The sequence below is a fragment of the Mycobacteriales bacterium genome, from assembly GCA_035995165.1.
In the GTDB taxonomy this organism is placed as follows: Bacteria; Actinomycetota; Actinomycetes; order Mycobacteriales; family CADCTP01; genus CADCTP01.
The window spans coordinates 52768-78804 of sequence record DASYKU010000019.1 but is presented as its reverse complement, the minus strand read 5'-3'; the positions used below and the strand labels follow the sequence as shown (position 1 = coordinate 78804).

Genomic DNA, 26037 nt, shown 5'->3' with positions numbered 1-26037 from the left:
GTTTGGTGGGTGCGACGATGCGGCGTGCCGAATCGTCCTGCTGCTGCGCTGGCGTTGCGTCCGGGTGATCGTGAAAGGCGTTCATCGGATTCCTGCCTTTCTGTAGCGAACGGCGCGGTCCGAGGGCAGTCAAGAGAATGACTTCCGTCTCGCTACTGTCCAACTATTGGCAAGTCCCGATCAGGTGCGAGCCCGTCAGCGGAAGGCGGCGATGACTTTTGCGGCCGTCGCCAATGGAGAAGGGTCGGTGAGGTCGGGCAGGCGGATCATTACTTCGCGGGCGCCGGAGTTGGCGAGGTGGCGGAAGCGGGATATGTGGTCGGGGATGGTGCCGGCGTTGACCGAGGCGGCGTAGCGGGCCGGGTCGCGGGGGCGGGCGCGGTCGATCGCGGCGGTCAGCGAGCGGTCGTCGGGCGCGATGAGGGTGGTCGAGAGGTGGGTGAGCGCGACGGAAGCCGGGTCGCGGCCGAGCTCGGTGCAGTGGGCGGAGAGGACGGCGCGTTTGCGGGCGACTGTTGCGGCGTCGCCCATGACGTTGGCTGCGGTGGCGTACTGGGCGGCCAGGCGGAGGGTGTGGCGTTCTCCGTTGCCGCCGACGATGATCGGGACGTCGTGCAGCGGGCGCGGGTAGCAGCTTGTGTCGGGGAGCGAGAGGACGCGTCCTGAGAAGGACGGATGGCCTGGGCCCCAGAGCAACGGCAGAGCCTGCAGGGTGTCTTCCAGCAGGGCGTAGCGGGAAGGGACGGACGGGAAGTCCCAGCCGTACGCGTCGTGCTCCTGTTTGAACCAGGCCAGGCCGAGGCCGCAGACTGCTCGGCCGCCGCTGAGGACGTCGAGGGTGGCGATGATCTTGGCCAGGTGGCCGACGTTCCGGTAGGTCACACCGGTGACCAGCGCGCCGATGCGCACCCGTTGCGTGCAGGCGGCCAGGTATCCGAGCGTCGTGTAGCTCTCCAGGAAGTCGTCCCAGGCCCGGCCGACCTGCGGGATCTGACGGAAGTGGTCCATCACGTAGATCGCGTCGAAGCCGGCCTCCTCGGCGGCGGTCGCGATCTCGGTGAGGCGGTCACGGGTCGCCGCGGTACCGCCGTCGAAGGTGTACGAGCCCAGGTGCAGACCGAAGCGGAGGCCGGTCTCCGGAGGGCTGGCAGGAGCGGAGACCGCGTCCACGAACGCCGGCGGAACGACGCGGACGGGTTGGGGCGATAGCACGTCGTCCCAGCCCTCGGCCGGGAGCAGGGCGCGGGTCGCCCGCCAGGTGCGCAGCTGTCCGGTCAGGACGTCGGCCGGGATCCGCTTGGCCCGGCCGCGGTTGCGCGAACGGCACTCCGCGGCCGGAGTGTCGAAGGCGACCGCGACGCAGGGCAGGTCGTGCGCGCGGGCCTGCGCCAGCCAGGCCAGCCGGCGCCGGGGATCGAGGGCGAGCGTGTCGATCACCGTGGTCAGCCGCCGGGCCAGCCGGCGCCGGACGACCTCCTCCAGCAGGTCGAACGCGTCCGTACTCGCCGCGATGTCGTTCTCGCCGGTGCCGACGAGCGCGCGCAGGCGGTCGCTGGAGACGATCACGTCCGGCGCGAAATGGGCCGCCGCCCAGGTCGACTTCCCGGACGCGCCCGGGCCGACCAGCACGACGACGCACGGGGACGGCAGGTTCAGCGCGTCGGGCACGCGGGTCAGTGTGCCGTCACCGGCCCCGTCAGTGGATGGCTATTCGTCGTCCGGCTGCGCGGGTGGGAGCTCTGCCGGGGGCTGGGCGAGCTTGGCCTCGACGAAGCCCCTGAGGGCCTGTGTCCTGGTTCGGATCTGGTCCGCACGCAGGGCGGCACCGGACGGGGGCGGGATCTCGATGGTCGCGCCGTGCTCGGTCGCGGTGCTGCAGATCGCTGTCGTCACCCCCGGTACGGCTGCGCACAGCAGCACGGCGAACAGGCCCGGGGTCATGTCCCGGCGGCGGCCGAAGCGGCCGCGGGCCGAGACTCCCAACGGGACCAGCGCCGGATCAGCTCCGGACGCCCGGTCCAGCGCGGACTCGGTGACGGCGGCGACGAGACCGAGGACGAGCTCCGCAACCTGGGTGGAGACCCACTTCCGGCCCGGCACCGGCGGGAGCTTGGAGGTGATCCGTGCGAGTTCCTTGTCGACCGCGGCGGCCGACAGGACGTCGGTCACCGGGCCGAGCCGGACCTCGGTCACGTCCGTCCAGGACACCCGCTCGCCGTCGAACGCCAGGTGGTCGGGCCCGAGGCTGACCTCGGCGAGCCGGTCCAGCGGGGACACCAGGCGGCTCAGCCGGTCCGGCACCTGCGGGATCCGGCGGACGAGATGGCCGAGGCCGACCTGCCACTCGTCGATCAGCGGCGCAGTCGGTGGCGACACCGTCCGGATCGACTCGCGGACACCCGTCGCCAGCAGCCGGGACTTCGCGAGGCCGGCGGTGACGGCGCTCCGGGCCCGGCCTGCCGCCGGGGTCAGGTCTGATGCTTCCGACATGAGCCTGGACCGTACGGCTGACGGGGTGCAGTTGAGCGAGGTTTCCGGGAACGTCCTGGAGCTGTCCTCTTTTCGGCACCCCGGGGACGAGGACCTCGCGGTACGTGGCCGGGCCGGCCGCTGGACCGGGTGCGGTGGGGGTGTCAGGGTGGGGGGATGGTCGGCATCCCGGGGGAGCCTGCGCTGGTGGAGCGCGGGCCGCAGCTGCGCGCGCTGGCGGCGGCGCGGCAGCAGGTCATCGAGGACCGGCGCGGGTGTCTCGTCGTGGTCGCGGGGGAGGCCGGCAGCGGGAAGACCGCGCTGCTGCGGACGTTCGCGGACGGCCGGACGCTCTGGGGCGCCTGCGATCCGTTGTTCACCCCGCGGCCGCTGGGGCCGTTCGCCGACATCGCCGCGCAGGCCGGCGGTGAGCTGGCCCGACTGCTGACCGAGGGCGCGAAGCCGTACGAGGTGGCGGCGGCGATCGCGGACGAGGCCCGCTCCCAAAACGGCGCCGTGCTGGTGTGCGAGGACCTGCACTGGGCCGACGAGGCGACGCTGGACGTGCTGAGCCTGCTGGGGCGGCGGATCGAGTCGATCCCCCTGCTGCTGGTGCTGAGCCACCGGGACGACGAGCTCGACCGGCACCATCCACTTCGGACACTCCTCGGCGAGGTGCGGGGCTCACGGCTCACCACAGAAGCGCTGTCCTACAAGGGGATAGAGCAGTTGGCCGGCGGACTGGACGCGGCCGAGCTGTACCGGATCACCGGCGGCAACGCGTTCTTCGTGACCGAGGTGGTCGCGGCCGGCGGCGAGCACATCCCGGCGACCGTGCGGGAGGCCGTGCTGGCGCGGATCGCGCGGCTCGGGCCGGGGGCCGCGGACGTGCTGGACGCCGTCTCGGTCGCGGTGCCGTACGCGGAGCTGGAGCTGCTCGATGCTCTCGGCGCCGGCGGTCCGGACGCGGCGCTGGCTGCGGGGATCCTGCGGTCGGTGCCGAACGGCGTCGCGTTCCGCCACGAGCTGGCGCGCCGCGCGGTCGAGGAGTCGCTGGGTCCGCACCGCCGGCGCGAGCTGCACCGGCGGGCGCTGACCGCGCTGGTCGACCGGGATCAGGCCCGGCTCGCGCACCACGCGGACGCGGCTCGGCTCGCGCACCATGCCGATGCGGCCCGGGACCGGATGGCCGTGCTGGAGTACGCGCCGGCGGCGGCCCGGCAGGCGGCGGCGACGGGAGCGCACCGGGAGGCGGCCGAGCAGTACGCGCGGGCGCTGCGGTACGCCGACTCCCTCCCGCCGGACGACCGCGCCGCCCTGCTGGAAGCCGGCTCGTTCGAGTGCTACCTGACCGATCAGATGGGCACCGCGATCGAGTTGCTGCAACGGGCCGTCGAACTGCGGCGGGGGATCGGGGACCCGCGCAACACCGCGGTCGCGCTGGCCATGTTGTCCCGGCGGCTGTGGTGCGCGGCCCGCAGCGAGGAGGCCGCGCAGGTCGACGACGAGGCCGTCCGGCTGCTGGAGAGCCTGCCGCCCGGGCCCGAACTGGCCCTGTCGTACAGCAACATCAGCTCGATGGCGCTCAACGACGAATGGCACGACGAGACCGTCGACTGGGGCAAGCGGGCGCTCGACCTGGCCGAGCAGCTGGGGGAGACGCCGGTCGTCGCGCACAGCCTGAACAACCTCGGCACGATCGAGCTGCTGGCCGGCCGGCCCGAGGGCCGGGAGTCGCTGGAGCGCAGCCTCGCGGTGGCCGAGGCGGCGGGGCTCGAGGAGCACATCGGGCGGGCGTACATCCACCTGGGGTGGGCGGCCAACCGGACCCGCGCGTACGACCTGCTTCCCCTGCTGGAACAGGGAATCGCGCGCTGCGAGGAGCTGGGGCTGGAGAGCTGGCGGCTCTACCTGCTGGCCCACCGGGCCCGGGCCGACCTCGACCTGGGCCGGTGGGACGCGGCCGCCGCCGGGGCGGGGGCGGTGCTCGCGGCGGCGCGGTCGGTGCCGCTGCTGGAGATCCTCGCCTCGACCACGCTCGGGCTGGCGCACGCGCGCCGGGGTTCGCCGGGGGCGCAGCCGTTGCTGGCCGATGCGGCCGGGTTGCTGTCCGGACAGCATGAGCTGCAGTACCTGGCGCCGGTGGCGGCGGCGCGGGCCGAGGCGGCCTGGTTGGCCGGGCGGCCGGGGGACGTCGGGCCGGAGAGCGAGCGGGCGCTGGAGGTCGCCGCCGAGCGGGACGCCGGCTGGGTGGTGGGCGAGCTCGCCTGGCTCCGCCGGCTCGCCGGAGGAGACCCGTGGGCGGACGGGGCGGCCGGGCCGTACGGCTTGCAGCTCGCCGGGGACGTCCGCGGTGCGGCCGAGCGGTGGGCCGTGCTGGGCTGTCCGTACGACGCCGCGCTCGCGCTCGTCGGCTCCGCCGACGAGGCCGACCTGCGTACGGCGCTGGCCGAGTTCCAGCGGCTCGGCGCCCGTCCGGCCGCGGCGATCGTGACCCGCCGGCTGCGGGAGCGCGGCGCCCGCGGCGTGCCGCGCGGCCCGCTGCCGGGGACCCGGGCCAACCCGGCCGGGCTGACCGCGCGGGAGCTGGAAGTGCTGGAACTACTGGGATCCGGCGCCTCGAACGCGGACATCGCGGCGCGGCTGTTCCTGTCCGAACGGACCGTGCACCACCACGTCGCCGCGATCCTGCGCAAGCTCGGGGTCGACAGCCGCGGCCGGGCCGTCTCCGAAGCCACCCGCCTCGGCCTGCGCTGAAGCCGACGCGCCGACGGTCAGATCGCGCCGACGGTCAGATCGCGCCGGCGCTCAGATCGCGCCGACGGTCAGATCGTGCCGGCGCTCAGATCGCGTCGGCGAGGTCGCGGAGGGCGACGCGGCCGAGCTCGGCCCGCAGCCGGTCGAGCGCGCGGGCCCGGGTGGGGCCGATGCTGCCCAGCGGTACGCCCAGCACGGCCGCGACCTCGCGGTAGCGCAGGCCGTCGGTCAGCAGCCGCAGCAGGAGGGCGTCGCGCTCCGGGAGCCGGGCGAACGCCGTCCAGAGCGTGCGGTCCCGGGCCATCCGCAGGCTCTCGTCCTCGGGACTGCGGCGGTCGACGGGCTCCGGCATCGCGTCCTCGCCGAGGGTGTCGCCGCTTCGCCGGAGCACGGCCAGGCACTCGCGGCGGGTCGTGGTGGCCAGCCAGGCCGTCACCGCGGCCGGGTCCCGGATCGTGCCGCCGCGTTCGAGCAGTCGCAGCCAGACGGTCTGGACGACGTCCTCGGCCGCGGTCCGGGAGAGTCGGAACGACCGGGTGACCGACCAGAGCAGGCCCGTGTGCCGGCTCACCAGCTCGTCCCAGGCCCGCCGGTCGCCGGCGCGGGCGGCGACCAGCAGGTCGCCCGGAGCGGTCTGGTCGAGCATGAGGACTCCTCAGGTCCGGGTGATGTGCTCACGCTCACACCGCGGGCCCCGGAACTCTGTCCGTCCCGGCACGCCCGGACTGTTCCCCCGCTGACAGAGCCGGCCGGAGCCGCCCGTGGGCCGGGCGAAGCCGAGCTCCGCCGTGGATGAGGCGGCGCAGCAGCGGGGTCCGACGGGAGGGCCCGTGCTCGGGTCGTGGCGGCGGCGCGTCCCGGCGGAGGTCGGCGACCCGTTCGGCGGCGAGGGCGGAGATCGTGAAGTCCATGTCCCGACGCTAGAAACGGCGCGGCGGCAGGGCGTCGGCAGAACTGCCCAGATGCCGGCGCCGGGTGCCCACCTCTTGCCTGCTCACCGGTCTCCGCGACCGGGCGACGTTGCGCCACGCGATCCGCTACTTTCCGTGGCCTCAGATCACGAAGAGTGGTCGTCATCGCCGAGCCGTCCGGCGGACTCCAGCTCGTCGCAGGCGATCGAGGCGCGGGTGGCCGCGTACGTCGACTCCCTCTAGCGAGGGCGAGGCCCGCCGGCCCGGGTGCACCCCGAGCCGGGCCGGCGGGTTCTCAGGAGGACGGGCAGTGGACCCGGGGGTTCCACATGGTCAGCGTGCCCGCGGGGTTGGGCTGGTAGAGCCAGACGTGCTGGGAGTAGAACGGCGCCAGCCCGTACCGGTTCGGGGCGGTGGTCAGGTCGAACGGCGCGTTGCGGAACAGCTGCGGCCGGGCCCGGTGATGAGCGTCCCAGGCCGCCTTGTCCACGATGAACTCCAGCGCGGCCAGCCGCAGCGTGCCGTCCCGGTCCGGCGCGTAGACCAGGGCCTCGGGGTGGCGGAGGTCCACCGTCGGGGTCCCGACCAGGTCGCCGTTGACGAAGTGCACGCCCATGCCGCCCTCGCCCGGCATCGCGATGCAGGTGATCCCGGCCTGGTCGTGCAGCAGGCCGTACGACGCGTCCTCGGCGGTCGCGATGTTGTGGAAGCGGGTGGTCGCGGCCTTCATCGCGGCGAGCTGCCCCGCACTGGGACGGGCGGTTGCGACGGGGTGCTGATGGGCGGGAGCGGCGGCGGCGGGCGAGCCCGCCATGAGCCCGAGACCCAGTGCGGTCACCCCGGCCAGCCCGGCCAGGACGCGACCGAACCGCAGCGCGGTCCTCACACCCCCTCCTGGACCTGGAAGACGGCGTCGGCGACGAGGCCGTGGGCCTCCTTGTGCACCGAGCCGGCGGCGTCCGCGGACGGGGCCTCGACCAGGCAGAACACCTTGCCGTTGGGCTCGTCCACCCAGTAGCGCAGGTAGCGCACGTCGTGCTTGCCCTGCTCGGCCAGGTCGGCCAGGTGCGCCTGCTCGACGTCGGCCGCCCTCACCCCGCCCTCGATCGTGTGTACGTCCATGTACAGCGGCACTGCATGCTCCTCGGATCGTGGATTTCCGTTGCTCCACGAACGTAGGAAGAACGACAGGTCGGCAGATCGGGAGCGAGTACCCAGTTCGGGTCCGCGACTGCCTATCTTGGGCGGGTGCGCGTCGTCCGGCTCCTCCTGATCGTCGCGGTCGCGTACGCCCTGCTCTGGGCACCGGCCGCGGCCGGCACCGGCCCCGGTGAGCTGGCCGTATTGCAGTTCAACATGTGCGGCGACGCCTGCGGGACCCACTTCGCGGTGGTGAACGACCTGGAGAAGGAGATCCGCCAGCACCCCCAGCAGCCGTTCTTCGTGACGCTGGACGAGGCCTGCCGCAGCCAGTACGACAAGCTGACCGCCGACCTGTCGTACCGGGGGTACTTCGCGACGACGATCCGGGACCGGTGCTGGGACGGCACCGACTACGGCGTCGCGGTGCTGGTCCGCAGCGCGGACGTGAGCCTCGTCGGGGTCTGGGCGCTGCCGAACCCGACCGAGATGGAGCCGCGGGCGCTGGCCTGCGTCCGGTCGTCGCTCGACGGGGAGCCGCTGGTCGGCTGCGTGACCCACCTCGACACCGACCCGAAGAACACGCCGAGCCAGGTCGCCGCCGTCGCCCGGCACGCGAGCGGGATCGCCGGTCCGGTGATCGTCGGCGGCGACTTCAACGCCCTCCCGGCGAACCCGGCGATGCGCCCCCTGTACGACCGCTTCGACGAGGCCGGCGCGCCGGCCGACGCGTTCACCAGCGGGTGCTCGGCCGCGCACTGCGGGACCGCGGCCGGCTACCGGCACCCGACCCGCAAGATCGACTACGTCTTCCTCTCCCGCGGCGACTTCACCGCGCTCGGCGCCGTCCCGACCAACGCCCCGCACTCCGACCACACCCCGCTGTGGGCGACGGCAACGCTGACGCCGGTCCCGGTCGCGAGGTCGTGACGTCGCGCAGGTATCGCGGGCCGCTCGTCCTGTGGTAATCCGGCGTCCAGACGCTGCGTCTAGCGTCCGATGTCCGGATCCGGGCAGGCCTGCGAGGAGGACCGAGAAATGGTCAACGTCGACCGCCGTACGTTCCTGAAGCTCGCGGGGGTGCCCGCGGTGGGCGCCGCGCTCCCTCTCGACCTGAACAAGACCCTGGGCAAGGCGCTGGCCGTGCCGGCGCACTCCAAGAGCGGCTCGATCGAGGACGTCGAGCACGTCGTCTTCCTGATGCAGGAGAACCGCGCGTTCGACCACTACTTCGGCACCCTGCGCGGCGTACGCGGGTTCAACGACCCGCACCCGGCGATCCTGCCGAACGGCAAGACCGTCTGGCACCAGCCGGGCGTGGACGGCACCGGCGAGCTGCTGCCGTACCGGCCGGACGTGCCGGACGTCGGCAAGATGTTCCTGCCCGACCCGCCGCACGGCTGGGCCGACACGCACGCGGCCTGGGACGGCGGCAAGCACGACAACTTCCCGCCCAACAAGGGCGTGCAGACGATGACGTACCACCGCCGGGACGACATCCCGTTCCAGTACGCGCTGGCCGACGCGTTCACGGTCTGCGACAACTACCACTGCTCGCTGCTCGGCCCGACCGACCCGAACCGCTACCACATGTGGACCGGCTGGGTCGGCAACGACGGGACCAACGGCGGCCCGGTCGTCACCAACGCCGAGCTCGGCTACGACTGGTCGACGTACCCGGAACGGCTGCAGCGCAAGGGGATCTCCTGGCGGATCTACCAGGACGCCGGGCTCGGGCTGGACGCCGCCGGCGTCTGGGGCTTCACCCAGGACCCGTTCATCGGCAATTTCGGCGACACGTCGCTGCTCTACTTCCACCAGTACCAGAACGCGCAGCCGGGCGACCCGCTGTTCGACCGGGCCCGGGTCGGCACCCACGTCGTCGACCAGGGCCGGTCCCCGGAGGCGCTGCTCGCGGACTTCCGGGCCGACGTCGAGCACGGCCGGCTCCCGCAGGTGTCCTGGATCGTGGCGCCCGAGGCGTACACCGAGCACCCGAACTGGGAGCCGGACTTCGGCGCCTGGTACGCCTCCCAGGTCATCGACATCCTCGCCTCCCACCCGGACGTCTTCGGCAGGACGGTCCTGTTCGTCACCTACGACGAGGAGGGCGGCTTCTTCGACCACCTGGTCCCGCCGACGCCGCCGGCCTCCCGGGCCCAGGGCATCTCCACCGTGCCGGTCACGAACGAGATCTTCCCGGGGCAGCCCGACCTGCCCGCCGGCCCGTACGGGCTGGGGATGCGGGTGCCGATGATCGTGGTCTCGCCCTGGACCCGCGGCGGCTGGGTGAACTCGGAGCTGTTCGACCACACGTCGCTGATCAAGTTCCTGGAGCGGCGGTTCGGGCCGCGGGAGGACAACATCACCCCGTGGCGGCGGGCCGTCACCGGCGACCTCAGCACCGCCTTCGACTTCCGCAACCCGAACCGGAGCCGGCCGCCGCGGCTGCCGGACACCGACGACTTCCGGCCCGAGGACCTCACCCGGCAGCCGGACCAGGTGCCGGTGCCGCCGGCCGACCAGCAGCTGCCGACCCAGGAGCGCGGGGTCAAGCCGGCCCGGGCCATCCCGTACACGCTGTTCGCCGACGCGCGGGCCACCGGCGGGACGGTCCGGGTCGAGCTGGCCAGCAGCGGCCGGGCGACCGGGGTGTTCCAGATCCGGCCGGTCGGCGCCGACCCGCGCTCGTACACGGTCGAGAGGGGCAGGCGCGTGAGCGACACCTTCGACGCGAACGGGGGCTACGACCTCGCCGTACACGGCCCGAACGGCTTCTTCCGGGGCATCACCGGCGGCGACGCGACCGACGAGCTCGACGTGCGGGCCACGTACGACGAGCACGAGCCGGCGATCCTGCTGCGGCTGCGCAATCCCGGCCGGCGCCGGGCCCAGGTGTCCATAAAGGACGGTTACGGCACCCGGCTGCGGACCCGGCCGATCGGCCCGGGCGTGACCGTCACCGAACGCTGGGAGCTGGCCCGCAGCCGCGGCTGGTACGACCTGACCGTCTCCCTGCACGGCGATCCGCACTTCGAGCGCCGCTACGCCGGCCACGTCGAGACCGGCGAGGAGACCATCACCGACCCCAAGATGGGCGGCCTGGTCTAGCTCCAGCCGAGGTCGACGACGATCGCGCGGTGGTCGGAAGGGCCGTCGGCCCGGGTGGCTCCCGCCACGGTGACCTGCTGGGCGAAGCGACCCGGGCGATAGAGCACGTGGTCGATGCGCCGGTCCTTCAGCTCCGGTCCGGCGTCCGGCGGGGCGGTGGTGGTCGCCGGATCACCACCGCCCGCCGTCCAGGCGTCGGTGAGCACGTCGGTGAGCGGCCGCAGCACCCGGCTGTCGGCCGGTGCGTTGAGATCGCCGGCCACGACGACCGGACACGCCCCGTCCAGGGCCGGATCCGTGGCCAGCTCGGCGATCCGTCCTGCTTGTGCGAGCCGGTCGTCGTTGTACGCCGGGTCGTACTCCAGGCAGGCCACGATCACGTGCAGCGCACCCTGCGGCGCGTCCAGCGTCGCGACCAGCGCGACCGGGTCGAACGCCCGGTGCCGGGCCGGCATCGGCTCGGGCCGCAGCGCCAGGATCGGCCAGCGGCTGAGGATCCCGATGCCGAGCGCGGCGTCGTCGGCCCGCGGCACGTCGGTCTCCGGCGGGTACGACGGCGCCGCGAACCCGGCGTGCATCCCGAGCTGCGCGGCGAGCTCGTCGGGCTGCGTGGTCTCGGCCGTACCCCAGACCTCCTGCAGCGCGACCGCGTCCGCGTCGGCCTCCCGCAGCGTCCGCAGGATGCCCGGCTGCCGGGCCTGCCACCGCGGCCCGAACCGCCACCACACGTTCCAGGTCATCACCCGCACACGCATGATCATGCCCTCAGCCGGACAGCACTGCCTCCACCAGGAGGTCGCGGGCGGCGGTGACCTCGCCTTCGTTGTTGAGCAGGACGATGACGGTGGTGTCCCGGGCGGGGATGTGCTGGATGAGCGCGTGCACGCCGGGATCGCCGCCGCCGTGGCCGAACCGCCCGTCGCCGTAGAGGAAACAGCCGTAGCCGTAGTGGAGCCCGGCGTCGACCTCCACGTACGGCGTGAGCATCAGGTCCCGGCGCTCGCCCAGCAGGGAGCCGTCCTCGACGGCCCGCAGGAACCGGTCCAGGTCGGCCGCGGTGGCCAGGGTGCCGCCGTCGGCGCCGCCGACCACCGGGATCGAGTACACGTTGGACCGGCCGGAGGGCAGGTAGCCGACGGCCACGTCCGGCGTCGGCTCGTCCAGCCGGAAGAACCCGGTCGCGGTCATGCCGGCCGGCTGGAAGACCTGCTGCGTAACGCAGTCCACAAAGGACAGACCGGAGACCTCCTCGGCGATCAGGCCGAGCAGGATGTAGCCGGCGTTGGAGTAGTGGAACTCCCCGCCCGGCGGCCCGTACGGCGGGCGGTCGCCGAACAGCGGCAGGAAGTCGGCCGGCCGCTCCATCCGGTAGCAGGGCCGGTCGACCCAGAGCGTCTCGTACTCGACCGGGTCGGGGCCCTCCTCCTCGGCGTAGTCGGCGATGTGCGAGGTGTGGGTGAGCAGGTGGTGCACGGTCACGTCCGGCCGCAGGGTCGAGGGCCGGCGGGACGGCGGCAGCAGCGAGGCCACCGGCGCGGCCGGGTCGACGCCGAGCCGCAGCACCGTCGCCGCGGTGAACATCTTGGTCACCGACGCGATCCCGAACCGGGTGGTGGGCGTGTTCGGGGTCCCGGCCGCGCGGTCGGCCGCGCCGAAGCAGCGGCTGAGCTCGACCCCGTCCGGGCCGGTCACGAGCGCGATACCGGACAGGTCCAGTGCGTCCAGGTCCCCCATGGCATGAACGTCCCACACCGACGCCAGCGGATTACCCGCCGTTGACACGAGCGCGGCTCGTACGTCACTTTGGTCCGGACCGGTACGTACCAGTCAGCTGGAGGGTCTCATGGCCAGCACCGCTGTCACCGTGTCCAGGACCAGCAGCGCGTTCGCGGTCCTGCAACGGATCGGCCGCAGCCTGATGATGCCGATCGCCGTGCTGCCCGCGGCGGCGATCCTGCTCCGGCTCGGCCAGGCCGACATGCTCGGCGACGACGGCCTGGCCCAGTACGGCGGGCTGCACTGGCTGCACAACGTGGCCGCCGCGATGGCCGCGGCCGGCGGGGCGGTGTTCGACAACCTGCCGCTGCTGTTCGCGCTCGGCGTCGCGATCGGCTACGCGCGCCGGGCCGACGGTTCGACCGCGCTGGCCGCGGTGGTCGGCTACCTCACGTTCAACGGCGTCTACACGTCGCTGACCAAGGACCTGGACACCTCGGCCGTGCCGGGCGTGCTCGGCGGCATCACGATCGGGCTGACCGCGGCGATCCTCTGGCAGCGGTTCCACCGGGTGAAGCTGGTGCCCTGGCTGGCGTTCTTCGGCGGCCGCCGGTTCGTGCCGATCCTGATGGCGGTGGCCGGACTGCTCATCGGCGTGGTGTTCCGGATCGTCTGGCCCTGGGTCGGCGACCACGTGCTCACCCCGCTCGGCACCTGGACCGCCGACAACGGCGCCGCCGGGGCCGGCATCTACGGCGTCGTCAACCGGGGCCTGCTGCCCTTCGGCCTGCACCACGTCGTGAACTCGCTGGTCTGGTTCTCCATCGGCGACTGCACGAACGCGGCCGGCCAGGTCCAGCACGGCGACCTCACCTGTTACTTCGCCGGCCAGGACGGCACCGGCACGTTCATGGCCGGGTTCTTCCCGGTGATGATGTTCGGGCTGCCGGCCGCGGCGCTGGCCATGGTGCACGAGGCCCGGCCGGAGCGCCGCAAGGTCATCGGCGGCATCATGATCGCCGCCGCCGTCACCTCGCTGGTGACCGGCGTGACCGAGCCGATCGAGTTCTCGTTCCTGTTCGTCGCACCGGCGTTGTTCGCGGTGCATGCCCTGCTCACCGGCGTCTCGATGGCGCTCGCCGCGCTGCTGAACGTCAAGATCGGGTTCGGCTTCTCGGCCGGGCTGATCGACTACCTGCTGAACTTCGGGAAGTCCAACACCCACAACCCGTTGCTGATCCTGCCGATCGGCGTCGTGTACGCGGTCGTCTACTACTTCCTGTTCCGCTTCCTGATCCGCAGGTTCAACCTCATGACTCCGGGCCGGGAGCCCGACCCGGAGGCTCAGTCCCAGGAGAACAGTCTGCTGCCGGCCGAGATGGGCCCGGACGCGAGCGCGGACAGTGAACCGGCGGTCGCGTCCAGCGCGACCACCGGGCATACCGGGGACAGACCGCCCGCCTGAACCGCCGCCGGGTCCCACCGGACCATCGGCTGTCCACTCACGACGGTGGCGCCGACCTCGACCAGCATCTCGAAGCCGGCACCGCCGAGCCGGACCGTGTCGATACCCAGGTGGACCAGCACCCCTCTGTCCCCGGCGACCACGACGTACGCGTGCGGGTGCAGCATCGAGACCTGGCCGGCCACCGGCGCGGTCGCGACGCCCGGCTCGAGCGCGGGCAGCACCGCCAGCCCGGGACCGACCATCGCCTCGGCGAAGACCGGGTCCGGGACCTCGGTCAGCGGCAGCACCCGGCCGCCGACCGGCGCGGTGACGATCACAAGAGCAGGTCCTCGATGTCGCCGGCCAGCGTGTCCGCCTCCGGGCCGACGACGACCTGCACGACCCGGCCCGAGGCCAGCACGCCGTACGCCCCGGCGGCCTTGAGCGCGGCCCGGTCGACCTTGCCCGGGTCGTGCACCTCGGAGCGCAACCGGGTCGCGCACGGCTCGATCTCGACGATGTTGTCCGCGCCGCCGAGCCCGGCGATGATCGCCTCGGCCTTGCCCACGGTGACCTCCAGGGGAGAGGGGGACACCGATCGTATCGGCACCGGTCTAGACCAGTGAAGCCTCGAGGCGCCGGGTCAGCGCCGCATCGAGGCCGCGGCGGGCCTCGTCCCGGCCGATCCGGTCCCCGGCCAGCGCGCAGCGCTCGTACGCCTCGGCGAACCAGGCCAGCGCCTCGACCCGCCGGCCGCGCGCCGCGCACCGCCGGGCCCGGTCGAGGAGGTCCCGGCCACCGGGCCGGGGCGGCGCCGGCGGCCGGACCCGGGCCCGCAGCATGGCGGCGTCCGCACCCCGTCCGGTGGCGTCGAGGTAGGCGGCGAACCAGGGCACCAGCCGGGCGGCGAAGCCCGGGTCGGCGAGCGCGAGCAGGGTCGGCCGCTCGGCCTCGAGCCAGGCCCGGGCGGCCGCGGCGGAGTGGAACGGCGGCAGCGCGACGGCGGGTCCGCGCGCGGCCGCGACCGCGCAGGCGGCCGAGGCGGTCGCGAGCAGGTGCTGCCGGAGCCGCTCCCGGCAGGCGTCCGCGTCCGGCGGGGCGGGCGGCTCGACCAGCGGGCGGTAGCGGTCGCCGGCCTCGACGGCCAGGCCGGCCCGGACCAGCCAGGTCAGCGCGGTGCGGGTGGCCGCCCGGGACAGGCCGGCCAGCGCGGCGACCGCGCCGGCGTCGGGCGCCGGCCCGGGATACAGCCCGAGCACGGTCGCCACCCGGCGCACGTCCGCCGGCAACCCGACCAACGCCGGCCGGCGCAGCGCCGCGACCGGGTGGCCGGCGCCACCCACCCGCACCGGCCGGTGGGTGCCGGGGGCCGGGGGCACGCCGGCCGTACGGACTCCGCCGGCGTCGTGCGACGCGCCCTCCGCCGCGCGGCCCGCCGGGACCGGGCGGGCCGGGGCCGGGTGTCGAATGGTGGGGAGAACTGCGAGCACTGCTCACCTCCGCGGCGGGTCCCGTCGGGGAGAAGAGCCGCCGGGGGCGCCCGGCGATACATCAGCTCACGGCAGGGTGCGGTCCCACTGGATGACCTCGTCCAGCACCTCGGGGAACTTGCGCTTCGCGTACTGCGTGTACTCCTCGATGTGGGTGCGCATCCGGGCCTCGGACTCCTTCTCGTCCCGGGCGTGGATCGCCTCGAAGATGCTCTCGTGGGCCTTGAGGATCGCGGCCCGGCGCGGGCTCGGGTAGTCGATCCCGATGATCGTGCCGTCCATGATCCCGAGCAGCGAGTCGACGATGTAGCCGAACAGCGCGTTGCCCGAGGACCAGGCGATGATGTCGTGGAACCGCTTGTTGGCCTCCAGGAAGATCATCTGGCTACCCAGGTTCTCCCGCATGGAGTCGATCGTGCCGCCGAGCTCGGTGACCGCCTCGTCGGAGATCCGGGTCGCCGCCAGCGAGCTGATCATCGGCTCCAGCGCCGTACGGACCTCGACGATCGTCCGGAACGGCGCCTCCTTCAGCTGCATGAGCAGCACGACCGTGCTGGCCAGGTGGGAGGCGTCCGGATCCAGCAGCACCGGGCCGCCGCGCGGGCCCGGCTTCAGCGCGATCACGCCCTGGAACTCCAGCAGCCGCAGCGCCTCGCGCAGGGTGCCGCGCCCGGTCTCGTACTCCTCGAGCATGGTGCGTTCCGGAGGGAGGAGGTTGCCGGGCTTCAGGCCACCCCGGACGATGTCCCGGACTATTCGCTGGGCCACCAGCATCGCCGCCTTGGGCGGTCGATTCCCCACCGTCACGGGAGTCTCCGATTCCTGCCTGAGCGCAATCATGCACACCATACATAGGGGACGGGAAACCGTACAACTCGTGGCTGCGGTGGGTAATTGGGGGAATTCCGGCGCTCCGTGACGGGGCGAATGTCCGGGTCCGTACCCCGACCGGGCCCGACCGGAAGCCGCCGGACGATCATGCCGGGCGTGAATCGATTCTGTCGCCTTGGTAAAAGGTCCCTATAGGGATCCTTTGCAATCACCCCGTATCAGACTGGCTATGTCGGACGTAGCGTGCGCAACGGCCTCTTCCGGCCGACCACTGTCGTTCTGCCTGTTGGGGGATGTGTGTCCCGAGCTGGTCTCCGTCGCGCGCTGGTGTGCGCGATCGCCGTATCCACAAGCGTTCTCGGATTGGCGGGGGTGGCGGGGGCCGCTCCCGCTCCCGCGCCGTCCGCGTCCGGTCCGACCCAGCACGTCATCGTGCTGCTGAAGAACCAGCACGCCGAACTGCCCGCGACCCCGGCCACCGCCGGCCGCCGCGCGCAGGCCACCGACCGCGACCAGGCGCCGCTGGTGGCCAAGGCCAAGAGTCGCGGCGGCAAGGACTTCCGCCAGCTGCACGTGACGAACGCGTTCGCCACCAGCGTGCCGGCGTCCGAGGTCACGGCGCTCGCCGCCGACCCGTCCGTCGCCGCGGTCGTGCCGGACCGGCTGGTCGCCGCTCCGACCCGCGACGACCAGAAGCCGTCGAAGTCCGCGCCGGGCCCGGTCTCCAACACGATCTGCCCGAGCGACCCGACCAAGCCGCTGCTCGAGCCCGAGGCGCTGCAGACCACGCACACCGTCGAGGCGCAGAAGATCGCGACCGGCAAGGGCGTGAAGGTCGCGTGGCTGGCCGACGGCATCGACCCGAACAACGCCGACTTCATCCGGGCCGACGGCTCGCACGTCTTCACCGACTACCAGGACTTCTCCGGTGAGGGCCCGAACGCGGTGACCTCCGGTGCCGAGGCCTTCGGCGACGCGAGCTCGATCGCGGCCCAGGGCCGGCTGACGTACGACCTGGCCGACTTCGTGAACCCGGCGCACCCGCTGCCCGCGGGCTGCACGATCCGCGTCCTGGGCATGGCCCCGGGCGCCTCGCTGGTGGGGCTCAAGGTCTTCCCGGCCGGCGGCTTCGCGTTCAACTCCTCCATCCTCGAGGCGCTGGACTACGCGGTGACCGTCGACCACGTCGACGTGGTCAACGAGTCCTTCGGCAGCAACCAGTTCCCGGACACCAACGACGACCCGACCGCGCTGTTCAACGAGCAGCTCGTCCGGGCCGGTGTCACGGTCGTGGCCAGCAGCGGCGACTCCGGCGACAACAACACGATCGGCTCGCCGGCGAGCTCGCCGGGCGTCATCTCCGTCGGCGCCTCGACGATCTTCCGCAGCTACGCCCAGACCACCGGCAACGGTTTCCAGCTGGGCAACGGCAAGTACCGCAGCAACGCGATCTCGTCGCTGAGCTCCGGCGGGTTCACCCAGCCCGGCCGGACCATCGACCTGCTCGCGCCGGGTGACCTCGGCTGGGCGCTGTGCTCGACGAACACCGACGAGTTCCTGGACTGCGCGGACAACAAGGGCGACCCGTCGCCGATCCAGCAGTTCGGCGGCACCAGCCAGTCCGCCCCGCTCACCGCGGGGGCCGCGGCGCTGGTCATCCAGGCGTACCGGGACAGCCACCACGGCGCCAGCCCGGCGGCGGACCTGGTCCGGCGGCTGCTCACCAGCACCTCCGACGACCTGGGCCTGCCGACCACCCTGCAGGGTGCGGGTCTGCTCGACTCCGAGGCCGCGGTCAAGGCCGCGCGCTCGGTGCACGGCGGGGCCAAGCCGGCCGACGGCGAGCTGGTGGCGAGCGTCAACCAGCTCAACCTGACCGCCAGGGCCGGTGGCGTCGCCACCGCGCACCTGCAGGTCACCAACGTCGGCAGCCGGCCGCAGGTCGTGCAGGCGGCGGTGCGCTCCACCACCAAGGTGCTGAGCACGGTGGCCAAGTCGGTGCCGTTCCCGCGGGACACGCTGCCGACGTTCGTCGACGCGTTCGGGACGACCCGGACCTTCACCAAGACGACTTTCGCGGTGCCGAAGGGCGCCGATCACCTCAGCGCCTCGATCGCCTGGCCCGGCAACGGGCAGTTCACCGTGCGGCTCGTGCTGCTCGAGCCGGACGGTACGTACTCCGGCTACAGCCTGCCGCAGGGTGCGGGCAGCGGGTTCGCGGTCGTCGACATCCCGCAGCCGGTGTCGGGCAACTGGACCGCGGCCCTGTACAGCTCGCCGGGCGCGGTCGGCTTCACCGGCACCGTGCAGTTCGGGGCGACCTCGTTCCAGAACCGCACCGCCGGGGTCGGCGTGCCCAAGGCCCAGGTCATCCCGGCCGGCGCCACCCGCACGGTCGTCGCCGCGGTGCCGGCGCCGGGCAAGGCCAGTGACACCAGCGACGCGCTGACGCTGACCGGCTCCGGGGCGACCACGGTCGTGCCGATCACGCTGCGGACGCTGGTCCCGCTGGACCGCAACGGCGGCTCGTTCTCGGGCACGTTCACCGGCGGCAACGGCCGTGGCGGGGTCCCGAACCCGGGGACCTGGTACGACTTCGACATCAGGGGCGGCACGAAGTCGCTGTCGGTCGGCTTCACCGTCAAGGGCAACACCAACCAGCAGCTGTACGGGTTCCTCATCGACCCGAACGGTGAGCCGGTCTCGGAGAAGACCAACGCCCGCGCCGACGGCTCGCTGGTGGCCGGCCTGCAGTTCACCCACGTGAACCCGCAGCCGGGCCGGTGGCGGATCGCGGTGGCGGTGTTCGGGCCGATGTCCGGCACCGCGCTGGAGACGCCGTTCACCGGCAAGATCTCGCTGAACGCGGCGGACGTGACGGTGTCCGGCGTGCCGAACTCGGCCGGGACGCGCCTCAAGGCCGGTACGCCGGTGACCACGACGGTCCGGTTCAGCAACCGGGGCGCCGCCGACCAGGCGTACTTCCTGGACGGCCGGCTCGCCGGCAGGGCCGACACCCCGCTGGTCGTCGACAACGCCGACTTCTCCATCGTGAACGCGCCGCTCGGCCCGTTCCCGGCGGCGCGGGTGCCGACCGAGTCGGACTCGTTCCACATGGCGGCGACCGGTGACGGCCCGTTCAACTTCGAGGTGTCCCCGTTCCCGGCCGACCACGCCGAGGACCTGGCCTTCGAGGGCGACCCGGACCGTGAGGCCGGTCCGGTGGGCACCAGCCCGTCGGTGACGGTGTCCGACCCGCTGGTGGCGCCGCAGACCTGGCTGGCGCTGCCGACGATCGGCGGCGGTCCGTTCACCGACGCCGGGGCGGGCACGGTGAACATGCACTTCACCGCCTCCGCGCACACCCGGCCGTTCGACCCGGCGGTCACCTCGGCCACCGGCGACCCGCTGCTGAGCTACGTGTCGGCGACCGCGCCGGCGGCGAGCCCGGTGTCGGTCGAGGCCGGGGCCAACGGCTCGATCCAGCTGACGATCACCCCGACCGGGGCGCGCGGCAGCGTGGTTCGCGGCACGTTGTTCCTGGACGCGGTAGACCCGATCACGGGGAGCACGGACGAGGTCGCGGCGGTGCCGTACGCGTACACCGTGAGCTAGTCCGCACGCACGAGAAGGGCGCCCCTCCCGTCACCGGGAGGGGCGCCCTGCTGTGTCTACGGGACGAGGACGATCTTGCCGCGGGTGTGCCGCTTCGCCAGCTCCGTGTACGCCGCCCGGACCTGGTCCAGCGGGTACGCCGCGGCCACCGGCACGTCCAGCTCGCCGCCGGCGATGAGCCCGGCCAGCAGGGTCAGCGCGGCCGCGCCCGGAGTGTTGGAGCCGTACACGACCTGGGCGCCGGTCTTCTCGGCCGCGCCGAAGTCGATGATCGTCGCGGTCCGCTCCGGCGGCACGCCCAGCGACGCGGCCAGGTCGAGGTAGCCGCCGCCGTACAGGTCGATCCAGGCGTCGAGGCCGCCGGGCGCGGCCTCGTGCAGCCGCTCGGCCAGCCCGTCGCCGTACGGGACCGGGCGTACGCCGTGCGCGGACAGCCAGTCCGCGTTCGCCGCCGAGGCGATGCCGATCACGTCGGCGCCGTCCCGCCGGGCCAGCTGGACGGCCATCACGCCGACCCCGCCCGCGGCGCCGGAGACCACGACCGTCTCGCCCTGGTGCGGGGCGACCGCGTCGACCACGCCGACCGCGGTGCCGCCGGCGACGTACAGGCCGCCGGCCACCTCCCAGGGGACCTCCGGCGGCTTCGGCACGACCTGGGCGGCCGGGACCACGACCAGTTCGGCCTGGCCGCCGCGCTCGTCGCTCCAGCCGATCACCTCGGTGCCCACGGAGGGAGCGGTGACGTCCGGGCCGAGCGCGGACACGACCCCGGCGAAGTCGCTGCCCTGGCCGGAGGGGAAGGTCGAGGGCCACTGCTGCTCGTACGCGCCCTCGCGGATCGGGACCTCGCCCGGGTTGACGCCGGCCGCCCTCACCGTGACCTGGACCTGTCCCGGTCCGGCCTGTGGATCCTCGACGTCCGTGACGTGGAGCACATCGACGTCGCCGTACCGGTCGAAACGCACTGCTCGTGACATGACCCGATCGGTACCCGGTGCGCCGGTGGGGTAAGCCGGAGAGGTGTTCGACCAGATCACAGCCGCCCTCTCGGGGTCGAGCTGGGCCTACGTCATCGTCTTCGCCGTCGTGGCCGGCGACGCGGTGCTGCCGTTGCTGCCCGGCGAGACGATCGTGGTCACCGGCGGCGTGCTGGCCTCCAGCGGTGACCTCAACATCTTCCTGGTGTTCCTGGCCGGGGCGGCGGGGGCGTTCCTGGGCGACTCGGCCTGCTACTGGATCGGGCGGAAGCTCGGCACGAGGGCGGCGGAGAAGTTCCTCCGCGGCGAGCGCGGGAAACGGTCGCTGGACTGGGCCGAGCGGACGCTCGACCAGCGTGGGCGGACGCTGATCGCGGTGGCCCGGTTCGTCCCCGGCGGCCGGACGGCGGTGTCGCTGGTGGCCGGCACGACCGAGTTCCCCTGGCGGACCTGGGCGCTGGCCGACCTGGCCGGCGTAGTGGTCTGGAGCGCGTACAACACCGGGCTGGGGGCGATCGGCGGGAAGACGTTCGAGAACCAGACCTGGAAGGGGCTGCTGCTCGCGTTCGGGCTGGCCTTCGGCACGGCCGGGGTCATCGAGGCGGTCCGCTGGTTCCTGCAGCGGCGCAAGAAGGCCCGGATGGCATGACCGCCTCCGGCCTTCCGGCCGTAGAGCGCGCGCCCGCGATGGGGCATCGTGGCCCGGTGACTCTCTGCATCGGCCGCGCCGCGTGATCCTCTCCGCGACGCAGGCGCTGGCCGAGCTGCGGGCCGGCCGGGTGTCGTCCCGGGAGCTGACCGAGCAACTGCTGGACCGCATCGACGCCAGCGAGCTCGGCGCGCTCGCCTCCGTCCGGCCCGAGGCGGCGCTGGCCGCGGCCGCGAACGCCGACGCGATGCCGGCCCGCGGCCCGCTGCACGGCCTGCCGGTGACCGTGAAGGACGCCTTCCACGTGGCCGGCCTGCCCACGACCTGGGGCAACCCGGACTGGGCCCACGCGGTCGCCGACGACGACGCGACCGTGGTCCGGCGGCTGCGCCGGGCCGGGGCGATCGTGGTCGGCACCACCAACGTGGCGATGATGCTGGCCGACTTCGGGCAGACCGACAACCCGCTCTGGGGCCGGACGGTCAACCCGTACGACCCGGACCGGGCCGCGGGCGGGTCCTCCGGCGGGGCGGCGGCCGCGCTGGCGGCCGGGCTGACCTACCTGGAGCACGGCTCGGACCTGGTCGGCTCGATCCGGATCCCGGCCGCGTTCTGCGGGGTCTACGGGCTGCGGCCGACGGCCGGGCTGATGCCGGCGACCGGGTTCGCGCCGCCGGGGCCGCTGCAGCTGCCGAGCGAGCTGGCGTACTTCTCCGCGATCGGGCCGCTGGCCCGCACGCCCGCCGACCTGCGGCTGGCGCTGTCGGTCACGGCCGGGCCGGAGCTGCCCGGCTTCAGCTGGCAGCTGCCGGCGCCGCGGCACCGGCGGCTCGGGTCGTACCGGGTCGGGGTGGTGCTGGACTCGGCCCGCGCGCCGGTGACGGACGAGGTCGGCGCGGCGCTGTCCGACGCGCTCGACGCGGTCGCCAGGGCCGGCGCCCGGGTGGTGGTGGGCTGGCCGGCCGGCGTCGACCCGATCGAGGGGTACGACGCGTTCGGCGCCCAGGTCGGGGCGTTCTTCGCGGTGCAGGACCCGGACCAGGCCGAGGGCAGCCTGACCGAGTTCATGCGCGAGGACGCCCGGCGGATGGCGTACCGGGCGGCCTGGCGGCGGTACTTCCGGGACGTGGACGTGTTCCTGTCCCCGGTCGACTTCACCGTCGCGCCGCCGCACGACGACCGGCCGTTCGCGGCCCGGACGGTGGCCGGCCGGCCGTACGCGGACCAGTCGTTCTGGGTCGCGCACGCCGCCCTGCCCGGGCTGCCCGCCCTCGCCGCCCCGATCGGGCCGACGCCGGACGGGCTGCCGGTCGGGCTGCAGATCGCCGGGCCGCGCTACCAGGACGACACCGCGATCACGTTCGCCGAGCTGCTGGCGGCGGAGATCGGTGGTTACCGGCCGCCGCCGGGGGTGTAGCTCAGACGCTGTTCATGGTGTCCGGGTCCGGACCGGTGCGCTGGTCCCGGTTCAGCGCGGTGATCTCCGCCATGTCGTCCGCGGACAGCTCGAAGTCGAAGAGTGCGAAGTTCTCCTCGACCCGGGAGCGGGTGACCGACTTGGGGAAGACGACGTCGCCGCGCTGGATGTGCCAGCGCAGCGTGACCTGGGCCGGCGTCCGCTCCAGCCGCTTGGCGACGTTCGTGATCACCGGGTCGTCCAGCACCAGGCCCTGCGCGATCGGCGACCAGGCCTCGGTGACGATGCCGTGCTCGGCTCCGAACGCCCGGACGTCGTCCTGGACCAGGAACGGGTGCACCTCGATCTGGTTCACCGCCGGCACGACCTCGCTGGCGGCCAGCAGCCGGCGCAGGTGGTGCGGCTGGAAGTTGGACACGCCGATCGCGCGCGCCCGGCCGGAGCGGTAGATCTCCTCCAGTGCGTGCCAGGTCTCGACGTAGTCGCCGACCTCCGGCAGCGGCCAGTGGATGAGGAACAGGTCGACGTGGTCGAGGCCGAGCGCGGCCAGCGTGCCGTCGAACGCCGTCCGCGCGGCGTCCGGGGCGTGGAAGCCGTTGTTGAGCTTGCTGGTGACGAAGACCTCGTCCCGGCCGAGCCCGGAGGAGCGGACGGCCTTCCCGACGCCCTCCTCGTTGCCGTACATCTCGGCGGTGTCGACGTGCCGGTAGCCGACCTCGAACGCGGTCCGGGTCGCCTCCTCGGTCTGCTCCGGCGGCACCTGGAAGACGCCGAACCCGAGCTGCGGGATCTCGACACCGTTGTTGAGCAGGATGGTGGGCACTGCGGACACGGGTGGTGGTCCCTTCCTCGGGGGTGTCAGGCCCAGTGGTACCCCGCTGCGCGCCGGGGTAGCCGTGTGATCCGCGCCGACCCGGGCACCCCGGCCGCGGTTCCAGGAGTCCATCGCCGAACGGCTGCCGGACTGCCGGATCCGCTACCGGACCTGAGCCGGCCGCTCCTTCTTCGGCAGCCGGGCGACGACGTCCTGGTACGAGGCGTCGAGGGCCTCCAGGAGCTCGTCCTCGCCGATCGCGCCGCGCAGCCGCAGCGTGTTCCAGCCGTACCGGCCGATGTAGGCCATCACGGTGGCGTCGTCCGGGTAGCGGGCCAGCCACTCGTCGGCCTCGGCCCGGGTCCGGCCGCACTTCAGGCCGAGGGTGTCCGCGCCGAGGAAGGCGAAGATCTTCGACCCGACCTTGGCGACCACATCGCCCTCCCAGGGCTGGTCCTCCCAGGCGCCCGGCTTGGCCAGGCAGTGCCGCAACAGGTCCTCGGGGCTCATGCCCGCATCCTGCCCCGGTACGGTTGGTGTGTGAGTGAGTCCGCCGTCACCGACCGCCTGTTCCACGAGTCCGCGGCGGAGGACAGCCTGCACGCGGCCGAGAAGCTGTCGGCGGACGCGTGGGCCCGGCTGAAGGAGTCGCCGGAGAAGTTCCGCGTCCTCACCGGCGAGCGGCCGACCGGCCCGCTGCACCTCGGGCACTACTTCGGCAGCCTGCAGCGCCGGGTCGAGGTCCAGTCGTACGGGGTGGAGACCTGGCTGCTGCTCGCGGACTACCAGGCCCTGACCGACCGGGCCGGGTCTACCGCGCTGCAGGACTCGATGACCGAGATCGTGCTGGACTACCTCGCGGTCGGGCTCGACATCCAGAGCGAGCGCGGGCTGGCCTTCCGGCACAGCCAGGTGCCCGAGCTCAACCAGCTCATGCTGCCGTTCCTGTCGCTGGTCTCGGTCAGCGAGATCGACCGGAACCCGACGGTGAAGACCGAGATCGAGACGCTCGGCGCCGGCAACGTGACCGGGCTGATGTTCAACTACCCGGTGCACCAGGCCGCGGACATCCTGTTCTGCCACGGCAACCTGGTGCCGGGCGGCCGCGACCAGCTGCCGCACGTGGAGATCACCCGCAAGATCGCGCGCCGCTTCAACCGGACGTACTCGAAGAAGAAGCGGTATTTCGACGAGCCGACGCTGCTGTTCGGCGAGGCCCCGATGCTGCTGGGCACCGACGGCAGGAAGATGGGCAAGAGCGCCCGCAACGCGGTCTTCATCCGCGACGACGAGTCGACCACGGCCGCGGTGCTGAAGAAGGCGGTCACCGACTCCGACCCGCACATCGCGTACGACCCGCTCGGCCGGTCGAACGTGGCCAACCTGCTGCTGCTGGCCGCGCTCGCCGCGGGCACCACCCCGCAGGCGGTCGCGGACGAGATCGGGGCGGGCGGCTCGGCCAAGCTCAAGGCGTACGTGACCGAGGCGGTCAACGAGCACTTCCGGCCGATCCGGGCCCGGCGCACGGAGCTGGCCGCGGACCCGTCGATCGTCCGGGACGTCCTGGACCGGGGCAACGAGATCGCCCGCACCACGGCCCGCAAGACCCTGGCCGAGGTGCACCAACTGATGCACTTGTAGCGGGAACCGTTCGGGCCGCGGGAACGACCTTGGTGGATGTGACGATCGCCCCCACCGTTCGCCGCTGCGTCGTGGTGCTGCTCGCCGGCGCCGCCACCGTCGTTGCCGCTGCCGGCCCAGCCCTGGCCCACGTCGAGGTCGAGGCCGCACCGGCCCGGGCCCTGGCCACGAACGTCCTGCTGACCATGACCGCCGAGGCCGAGTCGAGCACGTCCGGGATCACCGGCGTACGGATCCAGCTGCCGTCCGGGCTGGTGCCGGCCGATCTGCGGCTGGCCTCCGGGCCGAGCGGGTGGCGGCTGACCGGCTCCGGCGGGGTCGCGACCGTGGCCGGGCCGGCGCTGCCGGTCGGGCGGTCGCTGCGGCTGGGCCTGCGGGTCCGGCAGCTGCCGGCCGGAGAGCGGCTGGTGCTCAAGACCGTCCAGTCGTACGCGGACGGCACGCAGGACGCCTGGATCGAGGTGCCCTCGGCGTCGGTGCCGGAGCCGGACCAGCCCGCGCCGATCGTGGCGCTGACGAAGGCGGCGGCCGGGGCGACGGTGCTGCCGCGGGCCACCGCGCCGGCGCCGACGACGGCCGCGCCGGCCACGACGGCCCCCGCGCCGAGCACCGCGGCCGCCTCGAGCCCGGCCGCGACGCCGGTCACGGAGGCCGCCGAGGACGGCGGCGCCGGTGCCGCAGCCGAGTGGCTTTTCGGCGGAGTGCTGATCGGCGTGGTAATTCTGGGTGGGATCGTGATCGCCGCCCGACGCCGGACGGGTCCGCCCGCCGGATAGCCTGACGTCCCATTCGCGCGGTTGGCGTGAGTGGGCCTGAGGGCGGCCCGGATCGTGGGGATCCGGGCCGCCCGCCTTACCGCATCCTGCACGCGCCCCGGCGGACCCCGGTGCGGCCGGACCGTGGGGATCCGGCCGCCCGCCTGGGCGCTGTGCCGTCCTCGCCTTGACTGGGACTTGGCGTTTATGGCACGAGCTTTACCTTACCCGGAGATCCGGCGTTCGGGGAGCCAAATCAGCGGACGGCCCGGCTCGGGGTCCGGACGGCTCGGTCCC

General features: G+C 73.3%; 22 protein-coding genes and 1 pseudogene. 9 read left to right on the top strand and 14 right to left on the bottom strand.

The annotated features are described in order from the left end of the window. Positions 1 to 195 precede the first annotated feature (195 nt). Positions 196 to 1668 carry a TIGR03560 family F420-dependent LLM class oxidoreductase gene (locus VGP36_03325; protein ID HEV7653755.1) on the bottom strand — a complete coding sequence of 491 codons (1473 nt, stop codon included), beginning with the start codon at positions 1666 to 1668 and terminating at the stop codon, positions 196 to 198. 39 nt (positions 1669 to 1707) lie between these two features. Further along, entirely contained in the window at positions 1708 to 2490 is a 783-nt protein-coding gene (locus VGP36_03320; GenBank protein ID HEV7653754.1) for a hypothetical protein, read from the bottom strand. A 156-nt stretch (positions 2491 to 2646) separates the two neighbouring features. On the opposite strand from VGP36_03320, the gene VGP36_03315 reads away from it, so the two are divergent. Further along, positions 2647 to 5226 (top strand): AAA family ATPase, encoded by a 2580-nt coding sequence (locus VGP36_03315; GenBank protein ID HEV7653753.1) that lies wholly within the window; start codon positions 2647 to 2649, stop codon positions 5224 to 5226. Positions 5227 to 5311: 85 nt separating this feature from the next. Here VGP36_03315 and VGP36_03310 read toward each other — a convergent pair whose 3' ends face one another. The 3 genes from VGP36_03310 to VGP36_03300 form a co-directional block, all read right to left on the bottom strand. Further along, on the bottom strand, positions 5312 to 5872 hold the full coding sequence (locus VGP36_03310) for a sigma-70 family RNA polymerase sigma factor (protein HEV7653752.1): 561 nt from the start codon (positions 5870 to 5872) through the stop codon (positions 5312 to 5314). 560 nt (positions 5873 to 6432) lie between these two features. After that, the gene (locus tag VGP36_03305; protein HEV7653751.1) at positions 6433 to 7023 is read right to left on the bottom strand and encodes a hypothetical protein; all 591 of its coding nucleotides are present in this window, start codon (positions 7021 to 7023) and stop codon (positions 6433 to 6435) included. Further along, positions 7020 to 7271, bottom strand: a complete 252-nt coding sequence (locus VGP36_03300) for a DUF4242 domain-containing protein (protein ID HEV7653750.1) — start codon at positions 7269 to 7271, stop codon at positions 7020 to 7022. The genes VGP36_03305 and VGP36_03300 overlap by 4 nt, the downstream gene beginning before the upstream one ends. A 114-nt stretch (positions 7272 to 7385) precedes the next feature. On the opposite strand from VGP36_03300, the gene VGP36_03295 reads away from it, so the two are divergent. Together VGP36_03295 and VGP36_03290 are read left to right on the top strand one after the other, a co-directional pair. Beyond that, positions 7386 to 8207: an endonuclease/exonuclease/phosphatase family protein gene (locus VGP36_03295; protein HEV7653749.1), complete on the top strand. Its 822-nt coding sequence runs from the start codon at positions 7386 to 7388 to the stop codon at positions 8205 to 8207. A 108-nt stretch (positions 8208 to 8315) separates the two neighbouring features. Then, the gene (locus tag VGP36_03290) at positions 8316 to 10388 is read left to right on the top strand and encodes a phospholipase C, phosphocholine-specific (protein HEV7653748.1); all 2073 of its coding nucleotides are present in this window, start codon (positions 8316 to 8318) and stop codon (positions 10386 to 10388) included. Here VGP36_03290 and VGP36_03285 read toward each other — a convergent pair. Both VGP36_03285 and VGP36_03280 read right to left on the bottom strand, forming a co-directional pair. Next, entirely contained in the window at positions 10385 to 11149 is a 765-nt protein-coding gene (locus VGP36_03285) for an endonuclease/exonuclease/phosphatase family protein (protein HEV7653747.1), read from the bottom strand. The two genes, VGP36_03290 and VGP36_03285, sit on opposite strands and share 4 nt — an antisense overlap. A 4-nt stretch (positions 11150 to 11153) precedes the next feature. After that, entirely contained in the window at positions 11154 to 12122 is a 969-nt protein-coding gene (locus VGP36_03280) for a serine hydrolase domain-containing protein (GenBank protein ID HEV7653746.1), read from the bottom strand. A 109-nt stretch (positions 12123 to 12231) separates the two neighbouring features. Here VGP36_03280 and VGP36_03275 point away from each other — a divergent pair, with 109 nt between their 5' ends. Beyond that, a complete protein-coding gene (locus tag VGP36_03275) occupies positions 12232 to 13569 on the top strand; it encodes a PTS transporter subunit EIIC (protein ID HEV7653745.1) in 1338 nt (445 codons plus the stop codon). Between the two features lie 14 nt (positions 13570 to 13583). On the opposite strand, the pseudogene VGP36_03270 reads toward VGP36_03275, so the two are convergent. From VGP36_03270 to VGP36_03255, 4 genes and pseudogenes are all read right to left on the bottom strand, one after another. Then, positions 13584 to 13859: pseudogene (locus tag VGP36_03270) on the bottom strand (PTS glucose transporter subunit IIA). Positions 13860 to 13885: 26 nt separating this feature from the next. Further along, the gene (locus VGP36_03265; GenBank protein ID HEV7653744.1) at positions 13886 to 14119 is read right to left on the bottom strand and encodes a PTS glucose/sucrose transporter subunit IIB; all 234 of its coding nucleotides are present in this window, start codon (positions 14117 to 14119) and stop codon (positions 13886 to 13888) included. Between the two features lie 46 nt (positions 14120 to 14165). After that, positions 14166 to 15041, bottom strand: a complete 876-nt coding sequence (locus tag VGP36_03260) for a hypothetical protein (protein HEV7653743.1) — start codon at positions 15039 to 15041, stop codon at positions 14166 to 14168. A 66-nt stretch (positions 15042 to 15107) separates the two neighbouring features. Further along, positions 15108 to 15815 carry an FCD domain-containing protein gene (locus VGP36_03255; protein ID HEV7653742.1) on the bottom strand — a complete coding sequence of 236 codons (708 nt, stop codon included), beginning with the start codon at positions 15813 to 15815 and terminating at the stop codon, positions 15108 to 15110. A gap of 429 nt (positions 15816 to 16244) precedes the next feature. Here VGP36_03255 and VGP36_03250 point away from each other — a divergent pair, with 429 nt between their 5' ends. After that, complete coding sequence (locus VGP36_03250; GenBank protein HEV7653741.1) at positions 16245 to 19487, top strand: S8 family serine peptidase; 3243 nt, start codon at positions 16245 to 16247, stop codon at positions 19485 to 19487. Between the two features lie 56 nt (positions 19488 to 19543). Here the strand turns inward: VGP36_03250 and VGP36_03245 are convergent, their stop codons facing one another. Next, positions 19544 to 20464, bottom strand: a complete 921-nt coding sequence (locus VGP36_03245) for an NADP-dependent oxidoreductase (protein HEV7653740.1) — start codon at positions 20462 to 20464, stop codon at positions 19544 to 19546. Between the two features lie 43 nt (positions 20465 to 20507). Between VGP36_03245 and VGP36_03240 the strand changes: the two genes are divergently transcribed. Beyond that, entirely contained in the window at positions 20508 to 21113 is a 606-nt protein-coding gene (locus tag VGP36_03240) for a DedA family protein (GenBank protein HEV7653739.1), read from the top strand. A gap of 82 nt (positions 21114 to 21195) precedes the next feature. Further along, positions 21196 to 22530, top strand: coding sequence for an amidase family protein (locus tag VGP36_03235; GenBank protein ID HEV7653738.1), 1335 nt, complete (start codon positions 21196 to 21198; stop codon positions 22528 to 22530). 1 nt (position 22531) lies between these two features. On the opposite strand, the gene VGP36_03230 is transcribed toward VGP36_03235, so the two are convergent. Beyond that, entirely contained in the window at positions 22532 to 23362 is an 831-nt protein-coding gene (locus VGP36_03230; GenBank protein HEV7653737.1) for an aldo/keto reductase, read from the bottom strand. 144 nt (positions 23363 to 23506) lie between these two features. Next, a complete protein-coding gene (locus tag VGP36_03225) occupies positions 23507 to 23854 on the bottom strand; it encodes an MmcQ/YjbR family DNA-binding protein (protein HEV7653736.1) in 348 nt (115 codons plus the stop codon). Positions 23855 to 23884: 30 nt separating this feature from the next. Between VGP36_03225 and trpS the strand changes: the two genes are divergently transcribed. Further along, on the top strand, positions 23885 to 24985 hold the full coding sequence (gene trpS, locus VGP36_03220) for a tryptophan--tRNA ligase (protein HEV7653735.1): 1101 nt from the start codon (positions 23885 to 23887) through the stop codon (positions 24983 to 24985). A 38-nt stretch (positions 24986 to 25023) separates the two neighbouring features. After that, the gene (locus tag VGP36_03215; protein ID HEV7653734.1) at positions 25024 to 25761 is read left to right on the top strand and encodes a DUF1775 domain-containing protein; all 738 of its coding nucleotides are present in this window, start codon (positions 25024 to 25026) and stop codon (positions 25759 to 25761) included. Positions 25762 to 26037 lie beyond the last annotated feature (276 nt).